This is a genomic window from Terrisphaera buseokensis, from assembly GCF_047521145.2.
Classification (GTDB): Bacteria; Verrucomicrobiota; Verrucomicrobiia; order Opitutales; family Opitutaceae; genus ER46.
The window spans coordinates 3172414-3195690 of sequence record NZ_CM134186.1; the positions used below are offsets into that span (position 1 = coordinate 3172414).

The following is a 23277-nucleotide window of genomic DNA, read 5'->3' on the forward strand; positions in this document are numbered from 1 at the left end:
AGCAGCCGAGGTGCCATGCGTTTCCCCGGCTGGGATTAAGCCCGTGAATTGTTTTCCGCGGGGCGATGAGGGCCGTTCATATCGGATGGGGTCGGCTGCTCCTTCCGTTTCCATAACGCCAAAAGCACCCCGGGTGAGGTGCTTGGGCGTTGGACCGTGACCGGAGGGGTCACGTCGGGAATCCGGAATGACGGCTACAGATTGAGCGTAAACTGGAGGTAGTAGTAGCTGGCGTCCTTCGAGCCGACGGCGGCAAGCGACTGTTTGATGTAGTCGCCGCGGAAGTACCGCGAGGCCGCGACTTCAATCTGCGCGTACGGTCGGAAGGTCCACGCCGCGACCACGTCGAGTTCGTTGCCGACGTGCCGGCTGTAGCCCGGATTGATCCGATAACTGCCGCCGCTGCCGACCGCTGCGGTGGCCACGTTGCGCGGGACGCCGGCAACGTTGTACCAAAAGTCGGTCGTGCGGCCGAGGAAATGTGAGTGCGCTTCGAATGCGATCATCGAGGTGGGTCCCGGCTTGATGGTGTAGGCGAGCCGGATGTCGTGGAGATTCTGCAGGCTGCTCAAATCCATGTAACCGTAGAAAAGATGGTTGGTGGGAAATAGATTCTGGAATGTCCCGCTCTTTGAATCGGTGGCGCTCTTGTCCCCGGAGCCGTAGCTGTAGATCAGCGCGAACCGCGGCTGGAGCGAATGTTCGCTCCACGTGTATCCGGCCTGCAGGACGGTCGCGATGGCGCGATGATCTAGGCGCGGCGCGGCGCGGGCGGCGGCCACGGCGGTGGCGGGGAACACCGCGGTGCGGTTGCCGAACTGATACATCGCCTCCACGCCATAGTCGATCGGTCCGTAGGCATTGGGCTTGGACTTCACCCGCACGCCTGCGGTGTAGACGTCCTGCGCGCCGGGAAAACGGAAGGGCGCGGGCACACCGCTCCAGTTATCGGTTGCGATGCCCCGCTCCACATTGCGTGCCAGGAGGTAGGCCTCGGCGATTTCGTTTTTCAGCAGGGTCGGGAAATTGAAGTAGGCGCCGGAGAAGTGATCCTGCGAGTTCGATCGGTTGAGATTGCGCGAGTCGTTGTACACGACGCCGCCCGTGAACAGATCGACGCCGAAGACTGGATTCTGCCAGCGGACCTTGATCGCGTCGAAGGTGCGCGCGTTGTTGTTCCAGCGGAAGTGGCCGATGAGCCGTTGGTCACCGTAAACCAGTTCCTGGCGCCCGATTTTCAGGGAGAGCGGGAATTCCTTGTGGTTGCCGATGAAGACGAAGGCTTGGTGCACATCGGCGCCGCTGTCGTTTTCGGCAAGACCCTTGCCGGGGGCGGTCGCGTTGTACCGTTCATCGCCGATTGACGAACTGAGCCGGCCCTCGAGCAGAAAGGCGGTGCGTTTGCCGGTGTAGCCGACCCGCGGCATGAGCCGGGACAGCAGGTAGCTGTTGTCCGTGTCGTCGACGGCGCGCTGGGAGAAATCCCAGTTTGAGCCGGCATCCGTGAAGCCGGCACCGCGCTTGTCCTCGTACCGCAGCCGGTAGTTGGCGGCGATGTCCCAGGCGCTCATGTAAACGTTGTCCGCGCGGAGCCGCTCGTTGGCGAAGCCCGGAAAAGGCCGTGCGGGCGGCGGCGGAGCGTATTGGGCCTGGATGGACGCGGTGGCGCCCAGGAGCGCAATCAGGCAGAGGGAACGAAGGTGCGATGGCATGGCGTGGGTGTGGTCAGGTGGAAGGTGTGAAGGTTCAGACCGGGGTGAGCGCGTTGAAGGGATGTTGCCGCGGCGTTTCCGGCGCAGGAGCGGGCACGGACGGCGTGGGATGATCACCGGCAGCGGGGACGCGCGCCGGCCGGAGATGGGAACGTTCCTCGAGGAAACCGATGAGCTGTTCCCGCAGCCGGTAGTACTCCGGATCCTCGAGCAGTTGCTTGCGCGAGCGGGGCCGGGGAAACGTCACCTCGAGGATTTCACCAACGGTCGCAGCCGGGCCGTTGGTCATCATGACGACGCGATCCGAGAGGAACAGCGCCTCGTCGACATCGTGCGTGACCATGAGCGCGGTCTTCTGATCCTTCTGCCACAGGTCGAGCAGCACTTCCTGCAGCTCATAACGCGTGAGCGAATCGAGCATGCCGAAGGGTTCGTCGAGCAGCAGCATCTTCGGCGAAAGCGCAAAGGCCCGCGCGATGCCGCAGCGCTGGCGCATGCCCTGCGAGAGCTCCGACGGCTTCTTGTGCATCGCGTCCGCGAGCCCGACGACGGAGAGGAAGTACTCGGCGATCTGTTTCCGCTCCTCGATGTCGGCCGTGTAGAACACCTGATCGATGCCGAGCATCACATTTTCGAAGGCGGTGAGCCAGGGCAGCAGGCAGGGGGCCTGGAAAACGACGCCGCGGTCCGGGCCGGCGCCGACCACTTCCTTGCCCGAGAGGATCACGCCGCCGGACGTGACGTCGGTGAGCCCGGCGATCATCGAGAGCACGGTGGACTTGCCGCAACCCGAGTGACCGATGAGCGTGATGAACTCGCCCTTGCGGATCTTGAGATCGAAGTTCTCGACGATGACCGCCGGTTTGCCGGAGGGCGTCGGATAGGTTTTGCCGAGCTGGGAGATTTCGAGGAAGGAGGACATGGTGGGTGCGGTGGTGGGTATGCCGGGCGGGCGCGGTTCAGGCGGACGTACCGCTCACCTCGAGTTGCTCCTGCTTGAGCTCGTGCGGGCGCAGGGGCCGGCGGCGGGTGGTGCGGGGGCCGTTGAGATCCTCCGGCAGAATGTCGGGCAGGGTGAGCTTGCGCGTGATGGTCGAACGACGGCGCGCGCCGTATCCCAGGAGCTGATTCGTCACGAGTGCGCGCAGCCGCTTGAACTCGGGATCGTGGTTCAGCGACTTGCGGTCACGCGGGCGCGCGAGCGACACGGTCACTGATTCGCCGAGCGTCGCGCCGGGTCCCGGGGTGAGCGGGACGATGCGATCGGCGAGCAGGAGAGCCTCGTCGACGTCGTTCGTGATCAGCACGACGGTCTTCTTGTCGGCCTCCCAGATGCGTTCGATCTCGTCCTGCAGCGTCGAGCGCGTGAGGGCGTCGAGCGCCGAGAGCGGTTCGTCGAGCAGGAGAATCTGCGGGTCCATCGCGAGCGCGCGGGCGACCGACACGCGCTGGCGCATGCCGCCGGACAATTGCGCGGGCTTCTTGTCGCGCGCCTTGGTGAGGTTCACCATCGCGATGTACTTCTCGACATGCTGCAGGCGTTTCTCCGCGGAGAAATTGGGAAACACCTGGTCGACGGCCAGCGCGATGTTTTCAAAGACTGTCAGCCACGGCAGGAGGCTGTAGTTTTGAAACACCACGCCGCGATCCGGGCCGGGCTCGGTGATTTCCAGATCGTTCAATTTCACCGTGCCGGCATCCGGCTGCTGCAATCCCGCGATCATCGACACCAGCGTCGTCTTGCCGGAGCCGGAGTAGCCGACGATGGCGACGAACTCGCCGCGCTCGATGGTGAGATTGACGTCGCTCAGCACCGGCGGACCGCCGAAGCCTTTGCAGACATGATTGAGTTCGAGGAAAGGCATCGAGGGGAACGTGAGTTGGATGTGGCCGGTGGATCGTGCGTGCGGATCAGGCGGTCTTGAAGCGGCTCTCGAGCAGGCTCATCAGCCGATCGAGGGTGAAGCCGACGAGGCCGATGGTGATAATCGACAGGATGATGTGCTCGTAGATGAGCGCGTTGTATTCCTGCCAGAGGAAGCCGCCCACGCCGGGCCGGCCGGTGAGCATCTCCGCGGCCACGATCACGAGCCACGCGATGCCGAGGCTCAGCCGGAAGCCGGTGAACATATACGGGAGCGTCGCGGGAATCAGAATCTTCGTGAGCGTTTTCCAGCGGGAGAGTTTCAGCACGCGCCCGACGTTGAGGTAGTCCTGCGGCACGGCGCGCACGCCCACGGCGGTGTTGAGCACCGTCGGCCACATCGAACAGATCGCGATGGTGAAGAGCGCGCCCCACGTGCCGGCCTCCTTGCCGGTGTTGAGGAAGAGCACGAGGCCGAGCGGCAGCCACGCGAGCGGCGACACCGGTCGCAGAATCTGGATGATCGGGTCGAAGATCTTGGTGAAGGTCTTCGACAGCCCGAGGAAGAAACCGATGGGCGTGCCGATGATGACCGCGAGCGCGTAACCCTGCGCCACCAGGATCAGCGAGTACCAGGTGAAGCGCAGAATGCCCTGATCCATTTCGCCGCGCTTGGCGAACGGGCTGAGCACGTACCCGCGGCTGGATTCCCAGGTCTTGAGCGGAGACGGCAGATTGCTCGCCCACGTCGCGCTGGAGACGGACCAGACGGCGAGAATAAGGGCGAAGCCGATGAACGGCAGGATGAGCCAGTCGAGTTTGAATCGGTTCATGATGGGGGCTCAGCCTTTGAGCGATTTCACGGCGAAGCTCTTGGCGTAGCCTTCCGGGTCCTTGGGATCGAAGGTGACGCCGTCGAACAAGGTCTCAGGTGATGAATCGAGTCCGCCGTGGGCGTAACCGATTTCCTTCATGGCGGCCTCGTAGAGATCGGTGCGCATGACGCGTTTGGCGACGGCTTCGTAATCCGGCGCGCCGGTGACCATGCCCCAGCGGCGGTACTGCGACATGAACCACGTCGCGTACTTGGGCTGTGGATAGTTGCAGTTGCGCCGGCTGAAGTGCATCGGCAGCTCGTCCTTCTTCGTGCGTCCGTCACCGTAGTCGAGCTGGCCCAGCAGGCGGCCCTCGATGATCTTGGCGTCGCAGTTGATGTAGGTGGGCTTGGAGACGATCGCGCACTGCTCGGGACGGTTGCTCATGTCATCGAGCCAGACGCTCGCCTCATGCAGCGCCTTGAGCACGGCCTTGACCGTCTTCGGATTCTTTTCGGCAAACTCTTCCGTGAAGGCGCAGACTTTCTCGGGGTGATCCTTCCACATGTCCTGCGTCGTGACTGACGTGAAGCCGATCTTGTCGGAGATGGCGCGCGCGTTCCAGGGTTCGCCCACGCAGAAGCCGTCCATCTTGCCGATCTTCATGTTGGCGACCATCTGCGGCGGCGGAATGGTGATCAGCGAAATGTCCTTGTCTGGATCGATGCCGCCGGCGGCGAGATAGTAACGCATCCACATCGCGTGCGTGCCGGGCGGGAACGTCATCGCGAACGTGAGCGGCTCGCCGAGTTTCTTGGACTGATCGACGAACGGCTTGAGCGCCTTCGGATCGGCACCGACCTTGCCTTTCCATTCCGCCTTCAGGGTGATCGCCTGGCCGTTGCGATTGAGCAGCCACGGGATTACCATCGGTTTCTTCGGAGAACCCTGCAGCCCCATGGTGGAGGCGAGGGGCATTCCAATCAGCATGTGCGTGGCCTGGATGGAGCCGCTCGAGAGATTGTCGCGGATGGCGGCCCAGTTCGCGCCCTTCGTGACGGTGGAATTGATGCCGTACTTTTTGAAGAGGCCTTTTTCGTGGGCGATGACGATGGGCGAGCAGTCGGTGAGCGCGATGATGCCGAAATCGATTTTCGATGTCTCCGGGCCCTCGCCGGTGCTGGCGGCGGTGGCCGCCCACGTGCGCGTGCCGAGCGCGGACCAGAGCGCCGCGGTGCCTGCGCCGGCGGCGGCGCGGGTCAGGAACTGCCGGCGGTTGAGCGGGACTTCAGCTGGTTTTGCTGCCAGGCCCGCGAAGGTCTGATGGTGTGGCGATTTCATGGAGGTGTGGGTGTTGGTTGAGGATGTCGCGATGCAGATCGCTGCGAAACAGACGGCGGGGTAATTCAGTGTCGCGCGCCACAATGGCCGGGAGCAGGCCCGCGGCGCCGAGGGCGCGTTGCAACGCGACGGCCTTCGCCGCGTCGGGGACGCCGGCGTCGTGGCGGTGAAAGACGACGAAATCCGGCGCGGTTTCGATGCGGCCGTTGCCGCAGTCGAAGCGGCCGAGCAGCGCGGGAGCGACGACACGCGTCGGCAGGTTGAGGTACGGCGCGGCGGAGAGCATCTCGGCGAGCTGCTCGCGATGCTGCGGTTCGTCGCACCACGCCGCGGCCTCGGCCAGGGCGCGGACCAGCCGGCCGTGTTCGTCGGCGCGGTTCTCGGCGAAACGACGCGTCACCATCAGGACCTTTTCCAGGTGGCCCGGCTGCTGCGCGCCGCTCCACGTCGGGCACCAGCCCGCGCCTTCGCGGACGGCGAGCGTGTTCCACGGCTCGCCGGCGCAGAAGCCGTCGATCGTGCGCGCATTCAGATTGCGGAACATCTGGGCGGGCGGCACGACCACGAGGCGCACATCGCGATCAGGATCGAGGCCGGCGCCGCGCAACCATTCCCGCAGGAGCAGGTGGTGCGAGGAATAGGGAAACACCATGCCAAACGTCAGCGGCTCGCGGGCGTTGCGCTGCGTTCGCACGTGTTCGCCGAGCGAGGCCGCGTCGCGCACGCCGGCATCCCATAGGGCTCGCGACAGCGTGATCGCGTTGCCGTTCAGATTGAGGACCAGCGCGGTCAGGACATCGCACGCCGGGCAGCCGAGGCCGAGTTGGGCCGACCACAGCATGGGAGCGGGCGCGTGCGCCGCATCGAGTTCGCCGTAAATAATCTTTTCGCGAATCGTGGCCCAGCCGATCTCGCGGCACAGTTCCACGCGCACCCCGTGGCGGACAAAGAGGCCAAGCTCCTGGGCCGCAACGAGGGGAGAGGCGTCGGTCAGTGGTAGAAACCCGAGGCGCAGCGGACGCCGGGTGGTGGACGTGAGGTTCTTATCAAGCGTTGGCGCGAGTGACATTCGCCGTCATACCAAGCCGCCGCTGTGCCACAGTGCGGGTCTGGCGCAATTACTGCTGTTCTAACATTTCATCGAACGAATGAAGTCCTCTCATCCATGAAGCCCACGCTTGACAGCCGTCAGCTGCACGCGTTTTCCGCGCTCGCCCGGCGCGGGAGTTTCACCCTAGCCGCGAAAGATCTGTTCCTCACGCAGTCCGCCGTGAGCCATGCCATCAAGGCGCTGGAGGACGATGTCGGCTGTAGGCTGCTCGACCGGGTCGGCCGCCGGGTGTTGCTGACGCAGGCGGGAGAGCAGTTTCTCCGCCACACGGAAAAAATCCTGCGCGAAATGGAAACGGCGCGGGCGGGACTCGAGAACCTCACGAAGTGGGGCCACGGCCGGCTGCGCGTCGGCGCGAGCACGACCGCGTGCCAGCACATCCTGCCGACGGTATTGCGCGAATTTCGCCAGAGTTATCCGAAATGCGTCATCCGGATTGAGCCGGGCGACCACGGGTCGCAGATCGAATTGCTGCGGGGCGGGCACATCGATCTCGCGCTCGTGCTCGAGCCGCCGGCGCAGGGCATGGCGGAGTTTGCGTTCGTGCCCTTGTTCGAGGACGAGCTGCGCTTTGTCGTGGCGCCGCTGCATCCGTGGGCCAAGGCCGGACGCGCCCCGCGCGAGTCGATCGATGCCGAGACGCTCGTACTCTATAATAAGACGAGCCAGACCTTCCGGCTCGTGGCGGAGTATTTCAGGGAGGAAAAAATCGCGCTGAGCAACTTCATCGAGCTCGGCAGCATGGAGGCGATCAAGGAGCTGGTGAAGATCGGCATCGGCGCCGGCGTGCTCGCCCCGTGGATCGCGCGGTCGGAACTCGAAAGCGGATCGCTCGTATCCCTTCCGCTTGGACCGCGCAAGCTGCGACGCCGCTGGGGCGTCGCGCACCTCAAGGGCCGGCGCCTTGCGCTGGCGGAAGAGACCTTCGTCGGGTTGTGCGCCAGCGTCTGCGAGGTGCTCGGGCTCAAGGCTCCGGGCGTCGCCGCCTAAACCCCGGCAAGGGCGCGGCTAAATTTCCCAGTCGTGCTCGTGGGCCGGGCGGCCCGTGGTGCCGACGAGCGCCTCGTTCTTCCGGCGTGACCGGACCACGAGGTTGTCGCCTTTGAAGTACGCCACCGACTCGTCGGGAATCGATTTCATCAGCCACACGTTGGAGCCGATGATCGAGTGCGCCCCCACGCGGGTGTCGCCGCCCAGGATCGTCGCGTGCGCATAGATCGTCACGTGATCGCCGATGTCGGGGTGCCGCTTCACGCCCTTGATGGGACGTCCCTCGTTGTCGACCTCGAAGGACTTCGCGCCGAGCGTCACGCCCTGGTAGAGCTTGACGTGCGCACCGACCGTCGCGGTTTCGCCGATGACGACGCCCGTCCCGTGGTCGATGAAGAAGTGACTGCCCAGCTGCGCGCCGGGATGGATGTCGCAGCCCGTGCGCTCGTGTGCGTATTCGGTAAGCATGCGCGGCAGCAGCGGCACCCGCAGGTGATACAGCAGATGGGCGAGGCGCTGCAGCGAAATGACCAGCACGCACGGGTAGGCGAGGATGATTTCCTCGACACTCCGCGCGGCCGGATCGCCCGCGTAGGCGGCGTCGACGTCGGTCTTGATCACCCGCCGCAGGTCGGGAATCTGTGCGAGAAACGTCGTGGTGATTTCACGCGCCTGAGCCGCGGCGGACTCGACGCGCGCAAAGCGCAGGCACTTTTCCACCTCGGCGAGGAGGCGGCGGTCAATCTGCGCCAGCAGTCGATCCACGAGTGACGGCAGTTGATCCTCCGTCAGCGCCGATTCGTCGAAGTAGCCGGGAAAAAGCAGATGCATGCAGTCCGCGGCGAGCTGGTTGACGGATTCCTGCGAGGGCAGATTGACGCCGTCGAGGTGATTGATGCCGCCGTCGCTCCGATAGGAGGCCAGGAGGGAGTGCTTGATGGCGTCGAGGTGCATGGCGCGGAAACCACGGAGCGGTGAATAGATTCCATCCGCCGCAGGCGAGCCCGAATCACGGCATCACGGCACGGGCAATGCTTTGGAAAAGCGTCACGCAAAATTCACTTACATGATCGCCAGTGGTGAACCGATTTACTTGGGCGCGGTCGACGTTCTGTCATCGACAAACGTCCGGAGTTGTTCACACGTATTCACAAGATATCCACAACCGATGGAAAACCTTCGCGGGGCGACAGCCTCAATTTCGCGGGTCAAGGTTTCGGCAAAAGTGAAGACCTTCGTGCTCGACACGAACGTCCTGTTACACGACCCGCAGTCGATCTTCAAATTCGAGGACAACAACCTCGCCATTCCGGTGGAGGTGCTCGAGGAACTCGACGCCATCAAGGGGGAGCAGTCGACGGAGCGCGGGCGCAATGCGCGGCGCGTCCATCGCATCCTGCAGGAGTTGCTGCCCGACTCGCGGGCGATGCACGAGGGCGTTGAACTCGAGAACGGCGGCACGCTGTCGATCATCATCAATCCGTATCTCCTCGATCAGACGAAGCGTTCGCCGGCGATGGATCGCCTGCGCGCGATTCTGCCGGATCTGTCGAAGAAGGACAACCGCATCATCGCGGCCGCATTGTTCGTGCAGGAACGTTTTCCGCCGCCGACGATTCTCGTGACGAAGGACGTCAACGTGCAGCTGAAGGCGCGCGCCGTCGGCTTGGAGTCCGAGGATTACCTCAACGACAAGGTGCCCGAGACGGACGAGGAGGCCAGCTACCAGGAACTCGGTCTGAGCATCTACGAGTTGCAGCGCTTCTGTTCCGAGGGGGCGTTCGAGATCGATGACCGGTCGGCGAAGCGGCTTTTCCTGAACGAATACGTGCTGCTGCGCTCGGACGAGGGCAAAACGATGCCGGCGCGGTACTATGGCGACGGTGTCGTGCGCCGGCTGAAAGTGCCGGACTTCGTGAAGGCACCCGGCGGCATTCCGATTCGCGCGCGGAATCTCGAGCAGCAGTTCTTCATGGACGCGCTCCTGGACGACAGCATCGCGCTGCTCACGTGCTACGGCAAGGCCGGCACGGGCAAGACCCTGTTGTCGACGGCGTGCGCGCTGCACCAGGCGCACGACGAAACCTCGCGGTACGATGGCGTCTCGATCTCGCGCCCGGTGATCGCACTGGGCAAGGACATCGGCTTCCTCCCCGGTTCGCTCGAGGAGAAGATGAAGCCGTGGCTGCAGCCTTATCATGACGCGCTTGAGGTGCTCATTCCCTCGAAGCCGCCGAAGGAGCCGCAGTTTGCCGCGAAGAAAGTTTCGAAGAAGAAACATCACAAGCGCGACGACCAGATTGCCTCGATGACCGCGGTGCAGCCCAGTCATGCCAGTCACGGCGGCGGGCACGGCAGCTCGACGCTGGTGAAGCCGTACGAACGCCTCCTCAAGAGCGGGCTCGTGGAGATTGAAGCGCTCGCTTTCATCCGCGGCCGCTCAATCGCGCGTCGCTTCTTCATTCTCGACGAGGCGCAGCAGCTCACGCCGCATGAAGTGAAGACGGTCATCACCCGCATCAGCGAAGGATCGAAGATCGTGTTGATCGGCGATCCGGCGCAGATCGACAATCCCTACGTCGATGCGCGCAGCAACGGGCTCGTCTTCTGTCACAATCGCATGAAGGGCCAGGCCATCGCCGCGCATGTGAAGTTGATGAAGGGCGAGCGTTCGAAGCTCGCCGAGCTGGCGGCCGATCTGCTCTGAGACGCGAACCGTTGCGTCTGCAGGGGCGGCTCGTGCGATCGGCTCAAGGGTTTATCACAATGCGCCGATGGCGATCGGACCTAGTCAAATGATTGCACTGATCGCCCCCATGATCGCGCAAGCGCACTCTAACTTGGTCGCGGCCGCGATGGCGACGGAGTCCGTGGCCGATGCCGGTTACGATGCCGGCTCGGACCTCCAGGTCGCGGCGGAGTAATACCAATCGCCCTTTGCCTTTGGACTTTAGCCGTGGCTACGCGCGCCAGCGAGTGGTCGTCCAGCCACTCGCTGGCGCGCGTAGCCACGATCGATCCAGAAGTCCAAAAGCAAGGAGCGATTGGTATAAAATCAGTCCGTGCTGGTACCGCCTGCCGTGGACGCGCGGCTCGGACGCGCCCTGACCAAACAAGCTCAAGCGATCGAGGCGGGATGAGGCGGAGTTTTTTCCGTAAATCCGAAACTTGGCCTTGCGCCCGTTTCATTCGCGGCGACTCAGTGTCCGTGCCGTCATGCACAACATTGATCTCATACTCACCCTGACGGGCGGATTCATCGCCGCGCTGGCGCTCGGGTACGTTACGCAACGCATCGGATTGTCGCCGATCGTTGGATACCTGCTCGCGGGGATCGTGCTCGGACCGCACACGCCGGGCTATGTGGCCAGTCAGGAGATGGCCGAGCAGCTCGCGGAGATCGGGGTGATCCTGCTGATGTTCGGCGTCGGCCTGCAGTTTCACTTCAAGGAGCTGCTCGCGGTGAAGCGCATCGCGATTCCTGGCGCAGTCGTGCAGAGTCTGGTCGCCACCGGCGTGGCAGCCGTCGTGATGCATGCGTTCGGCTGGTCGTGGTCCGCCGGCATCGTGTTCGGCCTCGCGATTTCAGTCGCGAGCACCGTGGTGCTCACGCGCGTGTTGTCCGACAGCGGCGATCTGCACACGCCGACGGGTCACATTTCCATCGGCTGGCTGGTCATGGAGGATCTCTTCACCGTGTTCGTGCTGGTGTTGCTGCCGGCGATTTTCGGCCCGGGCGCGGCGGCCGGCGGCGGCATCTGGGTGGCGATGGGCTGGGCGAGCGTGAAGATTGTCGCGCTGGTGGCGTTTACCTTCGTCGTCGGCGGCTGGGCGATTCCGCGGCTGCTCACGGGCATCGCCAAGACCGGCTCGCGGGAACTCTTCACGCTCGCCGTGCTCGCGACCGCGCTCGGGATCGCCGTCGGATCGGCGAAACTCTTCGGCGTGTCGATGGCGCTGGGCGCGTTTCTTGCCGGCATGATTGTCGGGCGTTCGGAGTTCAGCGTGCGCGCGGCGACGGAGGCGCTCCCGATGCGCGATGCGTTCGCGGTGCTGTTCTTCGTTTCCGTGGGCATGCTGTTCAACTGGCGGAGCATGATCGAGTCGCCGGGCATGGTGCTCGCGACGATGGGGGTGATCCTAATCAGCAAACCGCTTGCCGCCTTCGTCATCGTGCTGCTCCTGCGCTATCCGCTGCGCGTGGCCCTGGCGGTCTCCATCGTGCTCGCGCAGATCGGTGAGTTTTCCTTCATCCTGGCGACGATGGGGCGACAGCTGGAAATCCTGCCCGAGAACGCCTCGAACATCCTCGTCGCCGGGGCGATTCTCTCCATCACGCTCAATCCGCTCGCCTATCGGCTGGTGGGCCCGATCGAGAAGCAACTGGCGCGGTTCGCGCCCGGAGCGGTGCGGTGGATCGAACGGCGCGCCGGCGGCGACACCGCGGGCAGCGGCCCGGCGGTGAACACTTCCGGGCGTCACCGCGCGATTGTCGTCGGCTACGGTCCGATCGGACAGACGGTCGCGCGGCTGCTCCGCGAAAATGAAATCGATGCGACCATCGTCGAGTTGAACATCGAAACCGTGCAGCGCCTCAAGGCGGCGGGCACGGTGGCGATTTACGGTGACGCCACGCGCGTCGACACGCTCACCCAGGCGGGAGTGGCGAGCGCCACCGCACTCGTGCTCAGCGCCTCAAGCATTCAGGACGGCAACGAAATCGTCCGGCAGGCGCGGGCGCTCAATCCCCGCATTCGCGTGCTGGCTCGTACGGCCTATGTGCGCGAACTGGAGACACTGCGCGCGGCCGGCGCGGATGAAGTATTTTCCGGCGAGGGCGAGGTCGCCCTCGCGATGACGGCGTCGGTGCTGCGCAATCTCGGCGCCACACCCGAGCAGATCGATCGCGAACGCCAGCGCGTGCACACTGAATTGTTCGGCAAGTCGGCCGCCGCCGGATAGCCGGCACGGGCGTGCGGCCCAACTCCAGTCGTGGCCAAGTCGGTGCCAGGCAGAAACGCACCTGCGAATCACGTGAACGGACGCGAAGGGACGACCTGCGATTGACGAGCGCCTCGCGCGTTTCAGCTCACGGCGTCTCGTACACTTCCACGATGGCCACGCCGGTGGTGGCCGCGACGCCGCTGACCTGGACGGTATAGTTGCCCGGACCTCCAGCCAGCGTGGTGACGTCGCCGCCAGGCGAGATTTGCGGATGGCAAGATTGGCGAGGTCAGCGACGTAGACGTTGCCAGCGGCGTCCACCGCCACGCCATGGGGTGAGCGAAAGCGCGCCGTACTGCCGGTGCCGTCCGGTACTCCCGATGACGCCGGCTTGTCCTGCCAAGGTCGTCACCACGCCGGCGGAGGTGATTCTCCGGACCGCTTGTCCGCCGTTCCGTCGACTTCGGCGGCCACGCCCGGACTGCCGGCCAGAGTGAAGAAGTAGAGGGGCGTCGCGTAGTTGCTTTGCGCGAATGCCGCTGGAGCCAGCAGGCCGGCCGCGAGCGCGAGTCCGAGGGGAAGCCAGGTTCGCCGCAGACGCCTGTCGTGGGTGCAGACGGGATGGGACGCGCGAAAACGGCGGAGCGTGGGAGTCATCAGAGAAAGGCTGCGGGTGGCGACGCACCGCGGGTATGGGCACAATGGCCAGGTTCGCCAGCTCCGTCGTTGACGACTGGGGCGTGAGACGTCGCTGGTTCCGTCCGGGCCGACGTTCGAACCGCACCAGTCCTGCCGTTTGGGCCCGGCCTGGCTACGCCTGCAACAGCCGGCGGATCGCGTCCGACATGATCGCGTCCACCTCGTCGCCACAGAACGCGACGCTGACCTCGTATCCGCCTGCTGGATATTCGGCCTTGGTGGGAACGTACCAGAGCCCGTCGTCGCCGTACGCGGCGACCGCCACCGGCGATCCCGGCCGCATCGCGCGGGCGCGCAACTGATACGCGACGAACATCTCTCCCGGCAGGTGCAGCACGGAAATCCCGTTCACCTGCAGGCGGCTGAGGCAGAAGGGCAAACCTGATTCATGCCGCCGCAGCCAGCCCAGGCGGAACGCGGGCAGCAGCCGCGTGACGAGCGTGCCGTTGGGATCGCCGATGGCGGCTTCCAGTTCGGGGGCGGTCGGCGTGAGGGTCGGAGGCGGCAGGACTTCGGTCGTGGCCCAGTCGATTGCGGCAATCGCCTGCGGCACCACGCGGCTTTCGGCCGTCACCATGGCACGGTGGATGCGACCGGTGAGCGTGACCCGTGCCTCGGCGGAACCGTCGTTGTACTTCCCGGCGGAGACGTCACCCGCACAGCCGGTGAAGTAGAGATGCGTGCATTCCGGCTCCTCGGCCTGACGGCGTTTGCGCGCCAGCCCGCAGAAATCGCTGCTCACGCGGCCGTCCTCGTAGAAACTCATCGGATGCGTGGCGTAGTAGTGACACGCGACGATCTTCCGTCCGTCGGCGCCGAAGAACGACACGGTCTGGAGTGTCGGGTCGATCAGGCCGTCGGGCAGCGCGATCAACGCCGGATCGGTGCACGAGCTCCGGCGCATGGCGGTGACGCGACCGGAGGCGTTGCGCGCGACGCGGCGGTTGGAGGCGACGCGGTCGACGATCGCCTCGCCGTGCGCGACGTGCGTGACCGCCTGCGCTCGTGGCAGCGCGGCGAGCACGGCCTCGCGGGCGCGGCGCAGGCAGTCGGCAAAAAACTCCGCATCGTACATCGCCGGCAATTCCGGATAACGGGCGGCGGCCGCGCGGGCGATCGGACAGACGAAGGGCGTATTGTGCGGATGGACACACTGCACCGCCACGCGATCGGGCGTGGTGCCGGCGGCGGCGGCGAGCGTCGTGCGCCACGCCAGGTGCGCATCGTTCATGAGGCCGGCCCAGTCGACGGCACAGACCACGATGGGCGCGCCGGCTCCGCTCAGCACATAGCCGATGGCCTCGAGCGCGTCGTCGATCACCGCCGCGGGCGGAATCCACCCGCCCAGGAGCGAGTGACCCAAGGGCGGGGTGACGTCGAAACGAAACGGTGCGATGGAAAATTCGCCCACGACTCAGGCCCGCGCGAGATCGCCGGATTGCTTGCGGATGGCGGCAATCGCCTCGGCTGTGCGCTCCATGTCCGAGCGGCTGCCAAGCAGTTTCGTCTGCCCAAACCATACCGCCTCCTCGATCACCTGATCATTCACCGGGCACCGGTTGCGCTCCACCCAGCGGGCCATCGTCTCCTTGCCGTAGATCCGCTGGTAGTGCGGGTTGTCGGCCAGGGCCTTCACGTGGGCCGACGTGTTGAGGCTCGAGTAGCCGGCGCTCGCGGAGATGCCCGCTTTCGAGAGCGCCTGGAGAAACTTGGCGCGCGGGAGATTGGAGAACTGCGTCTTGTCGTAACGCATCATGTAAAGATGCCACGCGCTCCGGTTGTTGCCGCTGGCGAGTTTCGCCGGCGCGATGCCCGGGATTTTCTCTAGCATCGCCGACAGGTGCGTCGCGTTGGCATGCCGGACATCCTGCTGGGCGTTGAAGCGCGTGTATTGTGCGAGCAGCAGGGCAGCTTGAAACTCTGTCAGCCGGAAATTGGCCGCGCGGCCCCAGCTCGCACCGGGCTTCGGCGTGCCGGGCGTGTGGTAGTTGAAAACCTGATTCGCGAACGCTTCGTCGTTCGTGATCACCGCGCCGCCTTCGCCCGCGGTGAGATTCTTGCTGGCCTGGAAACTGAAGCAGCCGCCGATGCCGTGATTGCCCACCGGAGTACCGCGCCATTCCGCGCCCCACGCCTGGCACGCGTCCTCGAGCAGCGTAATCTTTTTTGCCTTCGCGAGGTCCACGAGGGCGCCGACTTCGGGCGTCGAGCCGCCGATGTGAACGGGCAACAACACTTTCGTCGCCGGCGTGATTGCGGCCGCGACCTTCGTCGGATCGATCTGGAAACTCGCGGCGTCGATGTCGGCAAAAACCGGCAGCGCGTAGTTCGCCGTGATGACGTTGAACGAGGCCACGAAGGTGTACGGCGGCAGGATTACTTCATCGCCCGGACCGAGGTTCAGCGCACCCAATGAGCTCATCAGGGCGGTCGTGCCGGAGGACGTCGCCACGCAGAACTTGGCGCGCATGCGCTCGGCGAAGACGGTCTCGAATTCCTTCACGCGCGTGCCGTTGCCGCGGCCCCATTTGCCGGAGCGCAGAACGTCGAGCAGTGCGCGCTCCTCGCGTTCGTCCCAGAGCGGCCAGTCCGCCACGGGTTTGGCGGTCGTCGCGGTCGTGGCGGCCTTTTTCGTGGAGTCGGCGGCGGAGGCGGCGGGTGCGGCGGCGAGGCCGAGGCAGAGGCCGGCACCGGAGGTGGCGGCGCCACCGATGAACTTACGACGGGTCACGGGGGAGATCATGGTCTCGAGGTCTTGGGCAGGCGGTGGGTGACGGGCGCGGGCGACAGTCCTTACGTAACCGGAAAGTTACTTGACGCAGGGTCGAGTCAAGGCGTTTTCTGGGAGGACTGACGCGGGCGGAAGCGTCCCAGGCCGGAGCGCGGGCGATGCCGTCTGCGCTGCGCGCCTTGCGGACGGGATCGCCCGGCTCCCACTGTTTCCTCCCACCGCCATCCTGTTGTATGCCCACCTTGTTTCGCACCTGCACTCTGCTGGCCCTGTGTCTGTCGACCGGTCTCTTCGCCCAGATCGGTGATCGCGCCGACAAGGCGGGCGAGGTCCAGCGATCGCTGGTGCCCGCCGACCAGATTCCGCCGGCGCCCGCGCTGACGCCCGAACAGGCGCTGCGAAGTTTCACGCTCGCGCCGGGCTACAAGCTCGAGCTCGCCGCGGCGGAGCCGCTCGTGCAGGAGCCGGTCGCCATCGCATTTGGTCCCGATGGCCGGCTGTGGGTCGCCGAGATGCGCGGCTACATGAACGATCTCGACGGTTCGCGCGAGGATCAGCCGGTCGGTCGGATCGTGGTTCTGACCGATCGTGACGGCGACGGCCGCTACGACGAGTCGAAGGTCTTCGTCGATCAGCTCGTCATGCCGCGGGCCATCGCCCTCGTGGCCGACGGCGTGCTCGTGGGCGCGCCGCCCGAGCTCGCGCTCTGGCGCGACACCGATGGCGACGGCAAGGCCGACAAGAAGGACGTCGTCGCCACCGACTACGGCGTTCGCGTCGATCCGAAACGGCCGCATCTCGCGAATCCCGAGCGCGCACCGAACAGCCTGCTCTGGTCGTACGACAATTGGATCTACAGCGCGGCCTACACCCGGAAGTTCCGGTACGTGAACGGCGCGTGGGAAACGGGCGCCACGATCTTCCGCGGCCAGTGGGGTCTCACGCAGGATGACTACGGTCACCTGTATCACGGATCCAACAGCGATCACCTGCGCGTCGACGTGATTTTCTCGGATTACCTGCAGCGCAATCCCAACACGCCGCGCCTCGCCGGCACGAATGTGAACGCCGCCGACAACCAGCTCGTGTGGCCGGCACGCGTGAATCCCGGCATCAACCGCGGCTATCGACCCGAAATGCTGCGCGACGGCCGGTTGAAGGAATTCACCGCCGCGGGCGGCCAGTGGATTTATCGCGGCGATCTCATGCCGGAGTTGTACGGCAATCTCTTCGTCGCGGAACCGTCGGCGAACTTTGTGCGGCGCTCGGTGCTCGCGTTTGAGAACGGCACGGTGCGCGGAAAGAACGCCTACGATAAGAAGGAATTCCTCGCGTCGACCGACGAACGTTTCCGCCCCGTGGCGTTTTCCACCGGACCGGACGGCGCGCTGTACATCGTCGATCTTTATCGCGGCGTGCTGCAGCACCGCATCTCGCTGACGAGCTACCTCCGCAAGCAGAGCGAGGATCGCAAGCTCGCCGACCCGCAGCACCTCGGCCGCATTTACCGGATCGTCCCGGCGGATCGTCCCGCTCCGCGCGCCACGCAGCCCGCCGCGTTGAGCCTGGCGCAGTGGGTGGAACGTCTCGCGCATCCGAACGCCTTCTGGCGTGAGACCGCGCAGCGCACGCTGGTGGAACGCCGTGACCGCGCCCAGGTGCCGGCAATTCGCGCGGTGGCGTTGCAGAGCGATCGGCCCGCGGGTCGCGTGCACGCCCTGTGGACACTCGACGGCATCGGCGCGCTCGAACGGGCGGACGTGATGGCGGCGCTGGGCCATGCGGACGCCACGGTGCGGATCGCAGGAATGCGGCTCAGCGAACGTTTTCTCGCCGGTGAGGGCGGGGCCGAGGTGAAGGCGCGGCTGCTGGCACTCGCGCGCGACCCGTCCGGCGACGTGCAGTTGCAGGCGGTGCTGAGTCTCGGCGCGCTCAACGATGTGACCGTCGCCCGCGCGCTGGCGGACATTGCGCGCACGTCTCCAGAAAACCCCTACCTGCGCGACGCCCTGTTCAGCGGGCTTGCCAATCAAGAGCTCGCCTTGCTCGAAACCCTGTCGGCCGACGCCGGCTGGAGTGCCGAGGATGTCGAGGCCAACAAGATCATGACCGGCCTCGTGCGCGGCGTGTTCGGCTCGCGTCAGCTGCCTGCCGTCGAGCGCGTCCTCGCGCTCGCGGGCGACGCGGTGAAGTCCGGCGGAGCCAAGCGCGCGGTGGCGTTGCTCGACGGACTTTCGCCCAGCGTCGGTTCGTCGCGGCGTCCGCTGCAGTTTGCCCGACAGCCTGCGGGCTGGTCCGAGCTGGATAAGAATGCGACGGCGAAGGCGCGGCTCGCGAAACTGAGCGACGTCATCGTCTGGCCCGGCAAGCCGGGCGTCACGGCCGCGGTTGCAGTGACGCCCCTGACCGCAGAGCAGCAGACGCGGTTCGAAACCGGCAAGACGCTGTTCAGCGCCGTCTGCGCGGCCTGTCACCAAATCACCGGCCGCGGCCTCGACGGCCTCGCGCCGCCGCTGCTGGATTCCGAATGGGTGCTCGGCTCGGTCGAGCGCCCGATTCGCATCGTGCTGCACGGTATCCGCGGTCCCATCACGGTGCTCGGTCGCGTGCACACGGGCGACATGCCAGCGTTCGGCGCGGCGCTCGATGACACGCAGATCGCCTCGATTCTCACCTATCTGCGGCGCGAGTGGGGGCACACCGCGGGCCCGGTCGAACCGGCGCAGGTAAAGGCCATCCGAGCCGCGACCGCCGGACACTCGGATGCGTGGAGCCCGGAGGAGCTGGCGCAGTTTCGCTGAACGGGCGGGTGCAGAGTTGAAAGGTGAAGGTTGAAAGGTGAAAGAGCCAGCAGAGCGCCCTCTGTTTCCCGAGGATGAAACGTGCTTCGGATCGGATCTTTCAACTTTCACCTTTCAACCTTCAACTGCATCGCGTCCACGCGACCTTCGTCCATGAAAATCCGTCTGCTCGCCTGGTTTCTCTGCGCTGCGGGTGCGTTCCGGGCCTTCGCGCAGACGGAGAGCGGCGGGGCCGCCGTCGCGGCCGGCGGCGCGTTCGCCGTACCCACGTTTCACTGTCTCAGCGTGTACTGGTCACCCGCGGGCGGCGCGGCGGATAAGGCGGTGCTCGTGCGCTATCGGGTGCAGGGGGCCGCCGCCTGGCGGGACGCGTTGCCCCTGCGCTACAATCCGATCGCGAAAACCGATGAGGACCTGACCGACTATCGCGGCAGCATGGTGAACCTTTCACCCGGCACCACCTACGAGGTGCAACTCACTCTCGCCGGAACTGCGACCACCACGCAGCTCACCGCCTCCACGTGGAGCGAAGCCTTCCCGGCAGGCGAGACGGTGCGCGTCACGGACCGCGCGGCGCCGTTGGTGATCACGGAGTCGGGCTCGCCTGGAGCCTATCGCGTCTACGACGGCCGCGGGACCACGATCGACGTGCGCCATCTCCACGACAGCTGCATCACGATCGAGGCGTCGTATGTGATTGTGCGCGGCTTCACGCTGAAGGGCGCAGGGGCACCGGCGGGCGCGAATCCCAAACCCACTGGCGCGATTCTCATCAAGGGCGGCAGGAACATCGTGATTGAGGACTGCGACATTTCCGACTGGGGCCGGCTCAATCCCAAGACCGGCTTCGGCGTGAATCTTGATTCCGCGATCTACTCGCGCGCGCCGGGACTCAAGCAGCTCGTCGTGCAGCGCTGCCGGCTGCACACGCCCGCGTGCGATGGCAGCAACTGGTCGGAGCCGACGTATCCGACGCACTCCGCCGGGCCGCAGGCGATCAGCCTCTTCGACACCGCGGGGAACCATGTGATTCGTTACAACGAGTGCTGGTCCGACCTCGCGCACATGTTCAACGACGGCATCGGCGGCGGCGCGAACGGCAGCTTTCGCGGCGCGCCCGGTCCGGACTCGGACATCTACGGCAATGTCGTGAGCCACTGCTGGGACGACGGGCTCGAAGTCGAGGGCGGCAACCGCAACACTCGCATCTGGGGCAACTACATCACGCAGGCGATGATGATGATTGCGAATGCGGCGACGTCGATCGGGCCACTCTACATCTGGAACAACGTCGTCGCGCGCAGCCAGTCGAAGCCCGACGCCGGCGGCGGAAATTTCCTGAAGATGGGGTTTGCCGGTGGCGAGGAGTGGATGACCGGCCACATGTACATCTTCAACAACACCGTGTTTCGCGGCGACGAATGGTTGCCGACCGGCGGCTTCGGCGGCACGCGGATCGTGAAGCACACGGTGTCGCGCAACAACATCATCGAGGTGCGCGAGCCGGAACGCCACAGCCACAGCAACAACCGGCTGAACGTGGACAACAGTTACGACTACGATCTCTACAACGGCCAAGTGCCGCCCGGCACCGAGGCGCACGGCATTCGGGGCGTGCCGGTGTACGAGCCGGGTTCCGGCTACGATGCCGCGACGCGCACCGGACGCTTTCAACTCGCGGCCGGCAGTCCGGGCGTCGGTGCCGGCGAGGTGATTCCCAATTTCAGCGAAGGCATCGACGGCCGTGCGCCCGACATCGGAGCGCATCAGCGCGGCACGCCGCCCCTGCGTTACGGCGTCGGCGTGCGCTAGCGAGAACGCGCCGCGCCCCGCGTTTCGCACGAAGCGGATTGACACCCCGGGCGTGAGGTAACGATACGGTTACTCATGATTGCGCGCATTCGAATCGCGATGACCTTGGCCGTGTTAGTGTCGGGCGCCGCCCTGCGGGCCGAGCGTCTGGATCGGGAAAACCTGCTGATTTATCGCATCGACGGTGACCGCACCGCGGCGGTGAAGACGCCGGCAGACTGGCAAAAACGCCGCGCCGAGATCGTGGCGGGCATGCAGAGCGTGATGGGGCCGTTGCCGGGCGCGGAGAAACGCGTACCGCTCGACGTCACCGTGGTGAGCGAGACCGATTGCGGCAGTTTCGTGCGGCGCGAAATCCTGTACACGGCCGAGCCGGGCGGACGCGTGCCGGCGTTCCTGCTCATTCCCAAGGTCGTGCTGCAGGGCCAGGCCACGCGGCCCGGCATTCTTGCGCTCATGCCGACCAACGACACCGAGGGCAACCGGCCCGTGGTGGGACTGCAGAGTCCGACCGCGAAACCCAACCGCAACTACGGCGAGGAACTCGCGCAGCGCGGCTTCGTGGTGCTCGCGCCGCCGTATCCGCATCTCTTCACCTACAAGCCGGACCTGAAGGGCCTCGGCTATCGCAGCGGCACGATGAAGGCGATTTGGGATAACATCCGCGGTCTCGACGTGCTCGCGGCGACGCCCGGCGTGTCGACCGCCGGCTTTGGTGCCGTGGGGCACTCGCTCGGCGGCCATAATTCAATCTACACGGCGGTGTTCGATGCCCGCATCAAGGCCATCGTGTCGAGCTGCGGCTTCGACTCGTATCTCGATTACTACGCCGAGAAGCAGGCGACGGTGTGGCGGCCGGGCCAGGGCTGGACGCAGGATCGTTACATGCCGGCTCTCGCCGATTACGCGGGGCGGCTGAAGGAGATTCCGTTCGATTTTCACGAGCTGATCGGCGCGCTCGCGCCCCGGGCCTTCCTCGCTTTGTCGCCGACCGGCGATGCGAACTTCAAATGGCAGAGCGTCGACCGCGTCATTGCCGCGGCACGTCCGGTGTATCAGTTGCACGGAGTCGCCGATCGCATTGCGGTCGAGCATCCCGACTGCCAGCACGACTTTCCGCCCGAGATGCGCGAGAAGGCGTACCAGTGGGTCGAACGGTTCCTCAATCAATCAGCCGCGCGCTGAGCCGGACGTCCGGCGGGCGCCAAGTTGTTATTTACGAAGCGCCGGAAGCTGCATTACTCGACCGATGCCTCTTTCACCCCTTGCCCGAATCGTCCGGACCGCGAGTGCGGCGCTGGTGCTGTTGGTCGCGATCGCGACCCAGGCGCACGCCGCCGCGGCCAAACTCAAAGTCCTGATCGTGGATGGTCAGAACAATCACGCGTGGGCCACTACCACGCCGCTGTTGAAAAAGATTCTCGAGGACACCGGCCGGTTCACGGTCGACGTGTCGACGTCACCGGCGGCCAAGCCTGCGGCCCCGCGGTTGCCGAAGGACGCGACTCCGGAACAGAAGGCGGCGCACGCGGAAAAACTGAAGACGTTTGCCGGTGCCGAAGCCGAGCATGCACGCAAGGCCGCGGGCGAGTGGGCGAAATGGCGCCCGGCGTTCTCGGCCTACGCGGTCGTCGTCTCGAACTACAACGGCGAGACCTGGCCGGAGCCGGTGCGGACGGCGTTCATGGCTTATGTGCGGGGCGGCGGTGGCTTCGTGTCGTATCACGCGGCCAACAACGCGTTCCCGGACTGGCCGGAGTACAACACGATGATCGGCCTCGGTGGGTGGGGCGGACGCACGGAAAAGTCCGGACCGTACCTGCGCCTGCGGGCCGCGGGATGGATTCACGATCCGACGGCGGGACCGGGCGGTGGCCACGGACCGCAGCATGAGTTTGTGGTCGATGTTCGCGACAACACACACCCGATCACCCGAGGCCTGCCGGCGCGGTGGCTGCACACGAAGGACGAACTTTATCACGGGCTCCGCGGACCGGCGGAAAATGTCACCGTGCTGGCGTCGGCGATTTCCGATCGCACCAAGGAGCACGAACCGATGCTGATGGTAATTCCGTACGGCAAGGGCCGCGTGTTTCACACCACGCTCGGTCACGCGGTCGAAGCGGTGAACGGCCTCGGCTTTCAGATCACGTTTGCCCGCGGCACCGAGTGGGCGGCGACGGGCGCCGTCACTCTCGCAGCGCCCAAGGCCGCCGAGTTGCCGGTGGAGCAGGCGGCGATACGGACTTTAAAGATGCCGTGAGGCGTGGGCTAGTCGGACAGAATCTACAGAATTCACGGAATGCCGCGCTCGGAGCAGTTTCGTCGATTCTGTTTATTCTGTCCAAGAGTGCGTTGAGCGGCATTACACCAAGCGCCCTTTGCCTTTGGACTTTAGCCGTGGCTACGAGCGCCAGCGAGTGGTCGTTCGGCCACTCGCTGGCGCTCGTAGCCACG

18 protein-coding genes are annotated in these 23277 nt (G+C 65.4%); 8 read left to right on the forward strand and 10 right to left on the reverse strand.

The annotated features are described in order from the left end of the window. Positions 1–194: 194 nt before the first annotated feature. From ACLJEU_RS11875 to ACLJEU_RS11900, 6 genes are read right to left on the reverse strand one after another with little or no spacing between them, the layout of a single operon-like run. Complete coding sequence (locus tag ACLJEU_RS11875; RefSeq protein WP_414662953.1) at positions 195–1712, reverse strand: alginate export family protein; 1518 nt, start codon at positions 1710–1712, stop codon at positions 195–197. Positions 1713–1746: 34 nt separating this feature from the next. Beyond that, positions 1747–2634 (reverse strand): ABC transporter ATP-binding protein, encoded by an 888-nt coding sequence (locus ACLJEU_RS11880; protein WP_414662954.1) that lies wholly within the window; start codon positions 2632–2634, stop codon positions 1747–1749. A 37-nt stretch (positions 2635–2671) separates the two neighbouring features. Continuing rightward, positions 2672–3577 carry an ABC transporter ATP-binding protein gene (locus ACLJEU_RS11885; protein WP_414662955.1) on the reverse strand — a complete coding sequence of 302 codons (906 nt, stop codon included), beginning with the start codon at positions 3575–3577 and terminating at the stop codon, positions 2672–2674. A 46-nt stretch (positions 3578–3623) separates the two neighbouring features. Next, the gene (ntrB, locus tag ACLJEU_RS11890; RefSeq protein WP_414662956.1) at positions 3624–4409 is read right to left on the reverse strand and encodes a nitrate ABC transporter permease; all 786 of its coding nucleotides are present in this window, start codon (positions 4407–4409) and stop codon (positions 3624–3626) included. Between the two features lie 9 nt (positions 4410–4418). Next, the gene (locus tag ACLJEU_RS11895; RefSeq protein WP_414662957.1) at positions 4419–5732 is read right to left on the reverse strand and encodes a CmpA/NrtA family ABC transporter substrate-binding protein; all 1314 of its coding nucleotides are present in this window, start codon (positions 5730–5732) and stop codon (positions 4419–4421) included. Continuing rightward, a complete protein-coding gene (locus tag ACLJEU_RS11900; protein WP_414662958.1) occupies positions 5680–6801 on the reverse strand; it encodes a CmpA/NrtA family ABC transporter substrate-binding protein in 1122 nt (373 codons plus the stop codon). The genes ACLJEU_RS11895 and ACLJEU_RS11900 overlap by 53 nt, the downstream gene beginning before the upstream one ends. 96 nt (positions 6802–6897) lie before the next feature. On the opposite strand from ACLJEU_RS11900, the gene ACLJEU_RS11905 reads away from it, so the two are divergent. Then, complete coding sequence (locus ACLJEU_RS11905; protein ID WP_414662959.1) at positions 6898–7833, forward strand: LysR family transcriptional regulator; 936 nt, start codon at positions 6898–6900, stop codon at positions 7831–7833. Positions 7834–7851: 18 nt separating this feature from the next. On the opposite strand, the gene epsC is transcribed toward ACLJEU_RS11905, so the two are convergent. Beyond that, positions 7852–8787, reverse strand: a complete 936-nt coding sequence (gene epsC / locus ACLJEU_RS11910) for a serine O-acetyltransferase EpsC (RefSeq protein WP_414662960.1) — start codon at positions 8785–8787, stop codon at positions 7852–7854. A 214-nt stretch (positions 8788–9001) separates the two neighbouring features. Here epsC and ACLJEU_RS11915 point away from each other — a divergent pair, with 214 nt between their 5' ends. The 3 genes from ACLJEU_RS11915 (at position 9002) to ACLJEU_RS11925 (ending at position 12795) form a co-directional block, all read left to right on the forward strand. Next, on the forward strand, positions 9002–10540 hold the full coding sequence (locus ACLJEU_RS11915) for a PhoH family protein (RefSeq protein ID WP_414662961.1): 1539 nt from the start codon (positions 9002–9004) through the stop codon (positions 10538–10540). Between the two features lie 88 nt (positions 10541–10628). Beyond that, on the forward strand, positions 10629–10757 hold the full coding sequence (locus tag ACLJEU_RS11920; RefSeq protein ID WP_414662962.1) for a hypothetical protein: 129 nt from the start codon (positions 10629–10631) through the stop codon (positions 10755–10757). A gap of 292 nt (positions 10758–11049) precedes the next feature. Further along, a complete protein-coding gene (locus tag ACLJEU_RS11925) occupies positions 11050–12795 on the forward strand; it encodes a cation:proton antiporter (RefSeq protein ID WP_414662963.1) in 1746 nt (581 codons plus the stop codon). A 390-nt stretch (positions 12796–13185) separates the two neighbouring features. Here the strand turns inward: ACLJEU_RS11925 and ACLJEU_RS11930 are convergent, their stop codons facing one another. The 3 genes from ACLJEU_RS11930 to ACLJEU_RS11940 all read right to left on the reverse strand — a co-directional run bounded on the left by ACLJEU_RS11930 (position 13186) and on the right by ACLJEU_RS11940 (position 16219). Further along, a complete protein-coding gene (locus ACLJEU_RS11930; RefSeq protein WP_414662964.1) occupies positions 13186–13434 on the reverse strand; it encodes a hypothetical protein in 249 nt (82 codons plus the stop codon). A gap of 154 nt (positions 13435–13588) precedes the next feature. Then, entirely contained in the window at positions 13589–14887 is a 1299-nt protein-coding gene (locus ACLJEU_RS11935) for a hypothetical protein (protein WP_414662965.1), read from the reverse strand. A gap of 3 nt (positions 14888–14890) precedes the next feature. Beyond that, on the reverse strand, positions 14891–16219 hold the full coding sequence (locus ACLJEU_RS11940; RefSeq protein WP_414662966.1) for a DegT/DnrJ/EryC1/StrS family aminotransferase: 1329 nt from the start codon (positions 16217–16219) through the stop codon (positions 14891–14893). A 221-nt stretch (positions 16220–16440) separates the two neighbouring features. On the opposite strand from ACLJEU_RS11940, the gene ACLJEU_RS11945 reads away from it, so the two are divergent. From ACLJEU_RS11945 to ACLJEU_RS11960, 4 genes are all read left to right on the forward strand, one after another. Beyond that, positions 16441–19008, forward strand: a complete 2568-nt coding sequence (locus tag ACLJEU_RS11945; RefSeq protein WP_414662967.1) for a DUF7133 domain-containing protein — start codon at positions 16441–16443, stop codon at positions 19006–19008. A gap of 153 nt (positions 19009–19161) precedes the next feature. Next, a complete protein-coding gene (locus tag ACLJEU_RS11950; protein WP_414662968.1) occupies positions 19162–20820 on the forward strand; it encodes a hypothetical protein in 1659 nt (552 codons plus the stop codon). A 75-nt stretch (positions 20821–20895) separates the two neighbouring features. Further along, entirely contained in the window at positions 20896–22005 is a 1110-nt protein-coding gene (locus tag ACLJEU_RS11955) for an alpha/beta hydrolase family protein (RefSeq protein ID WP_414662969.1), read from the forward strand. Positions 22006–22069: 64 nt separating this feature from the next. Further along, a complete protein-coding gene (locus ACLJEU_RS11960; protein ID WP_414662970.1) occupies positions 22070–23083 on the forward strand; it encodes a ThuA domain-containing protein in 1014 nt (337 codons plus the stop codon). Positions 23084–23277: the final 194 nt, after the last annotated feature.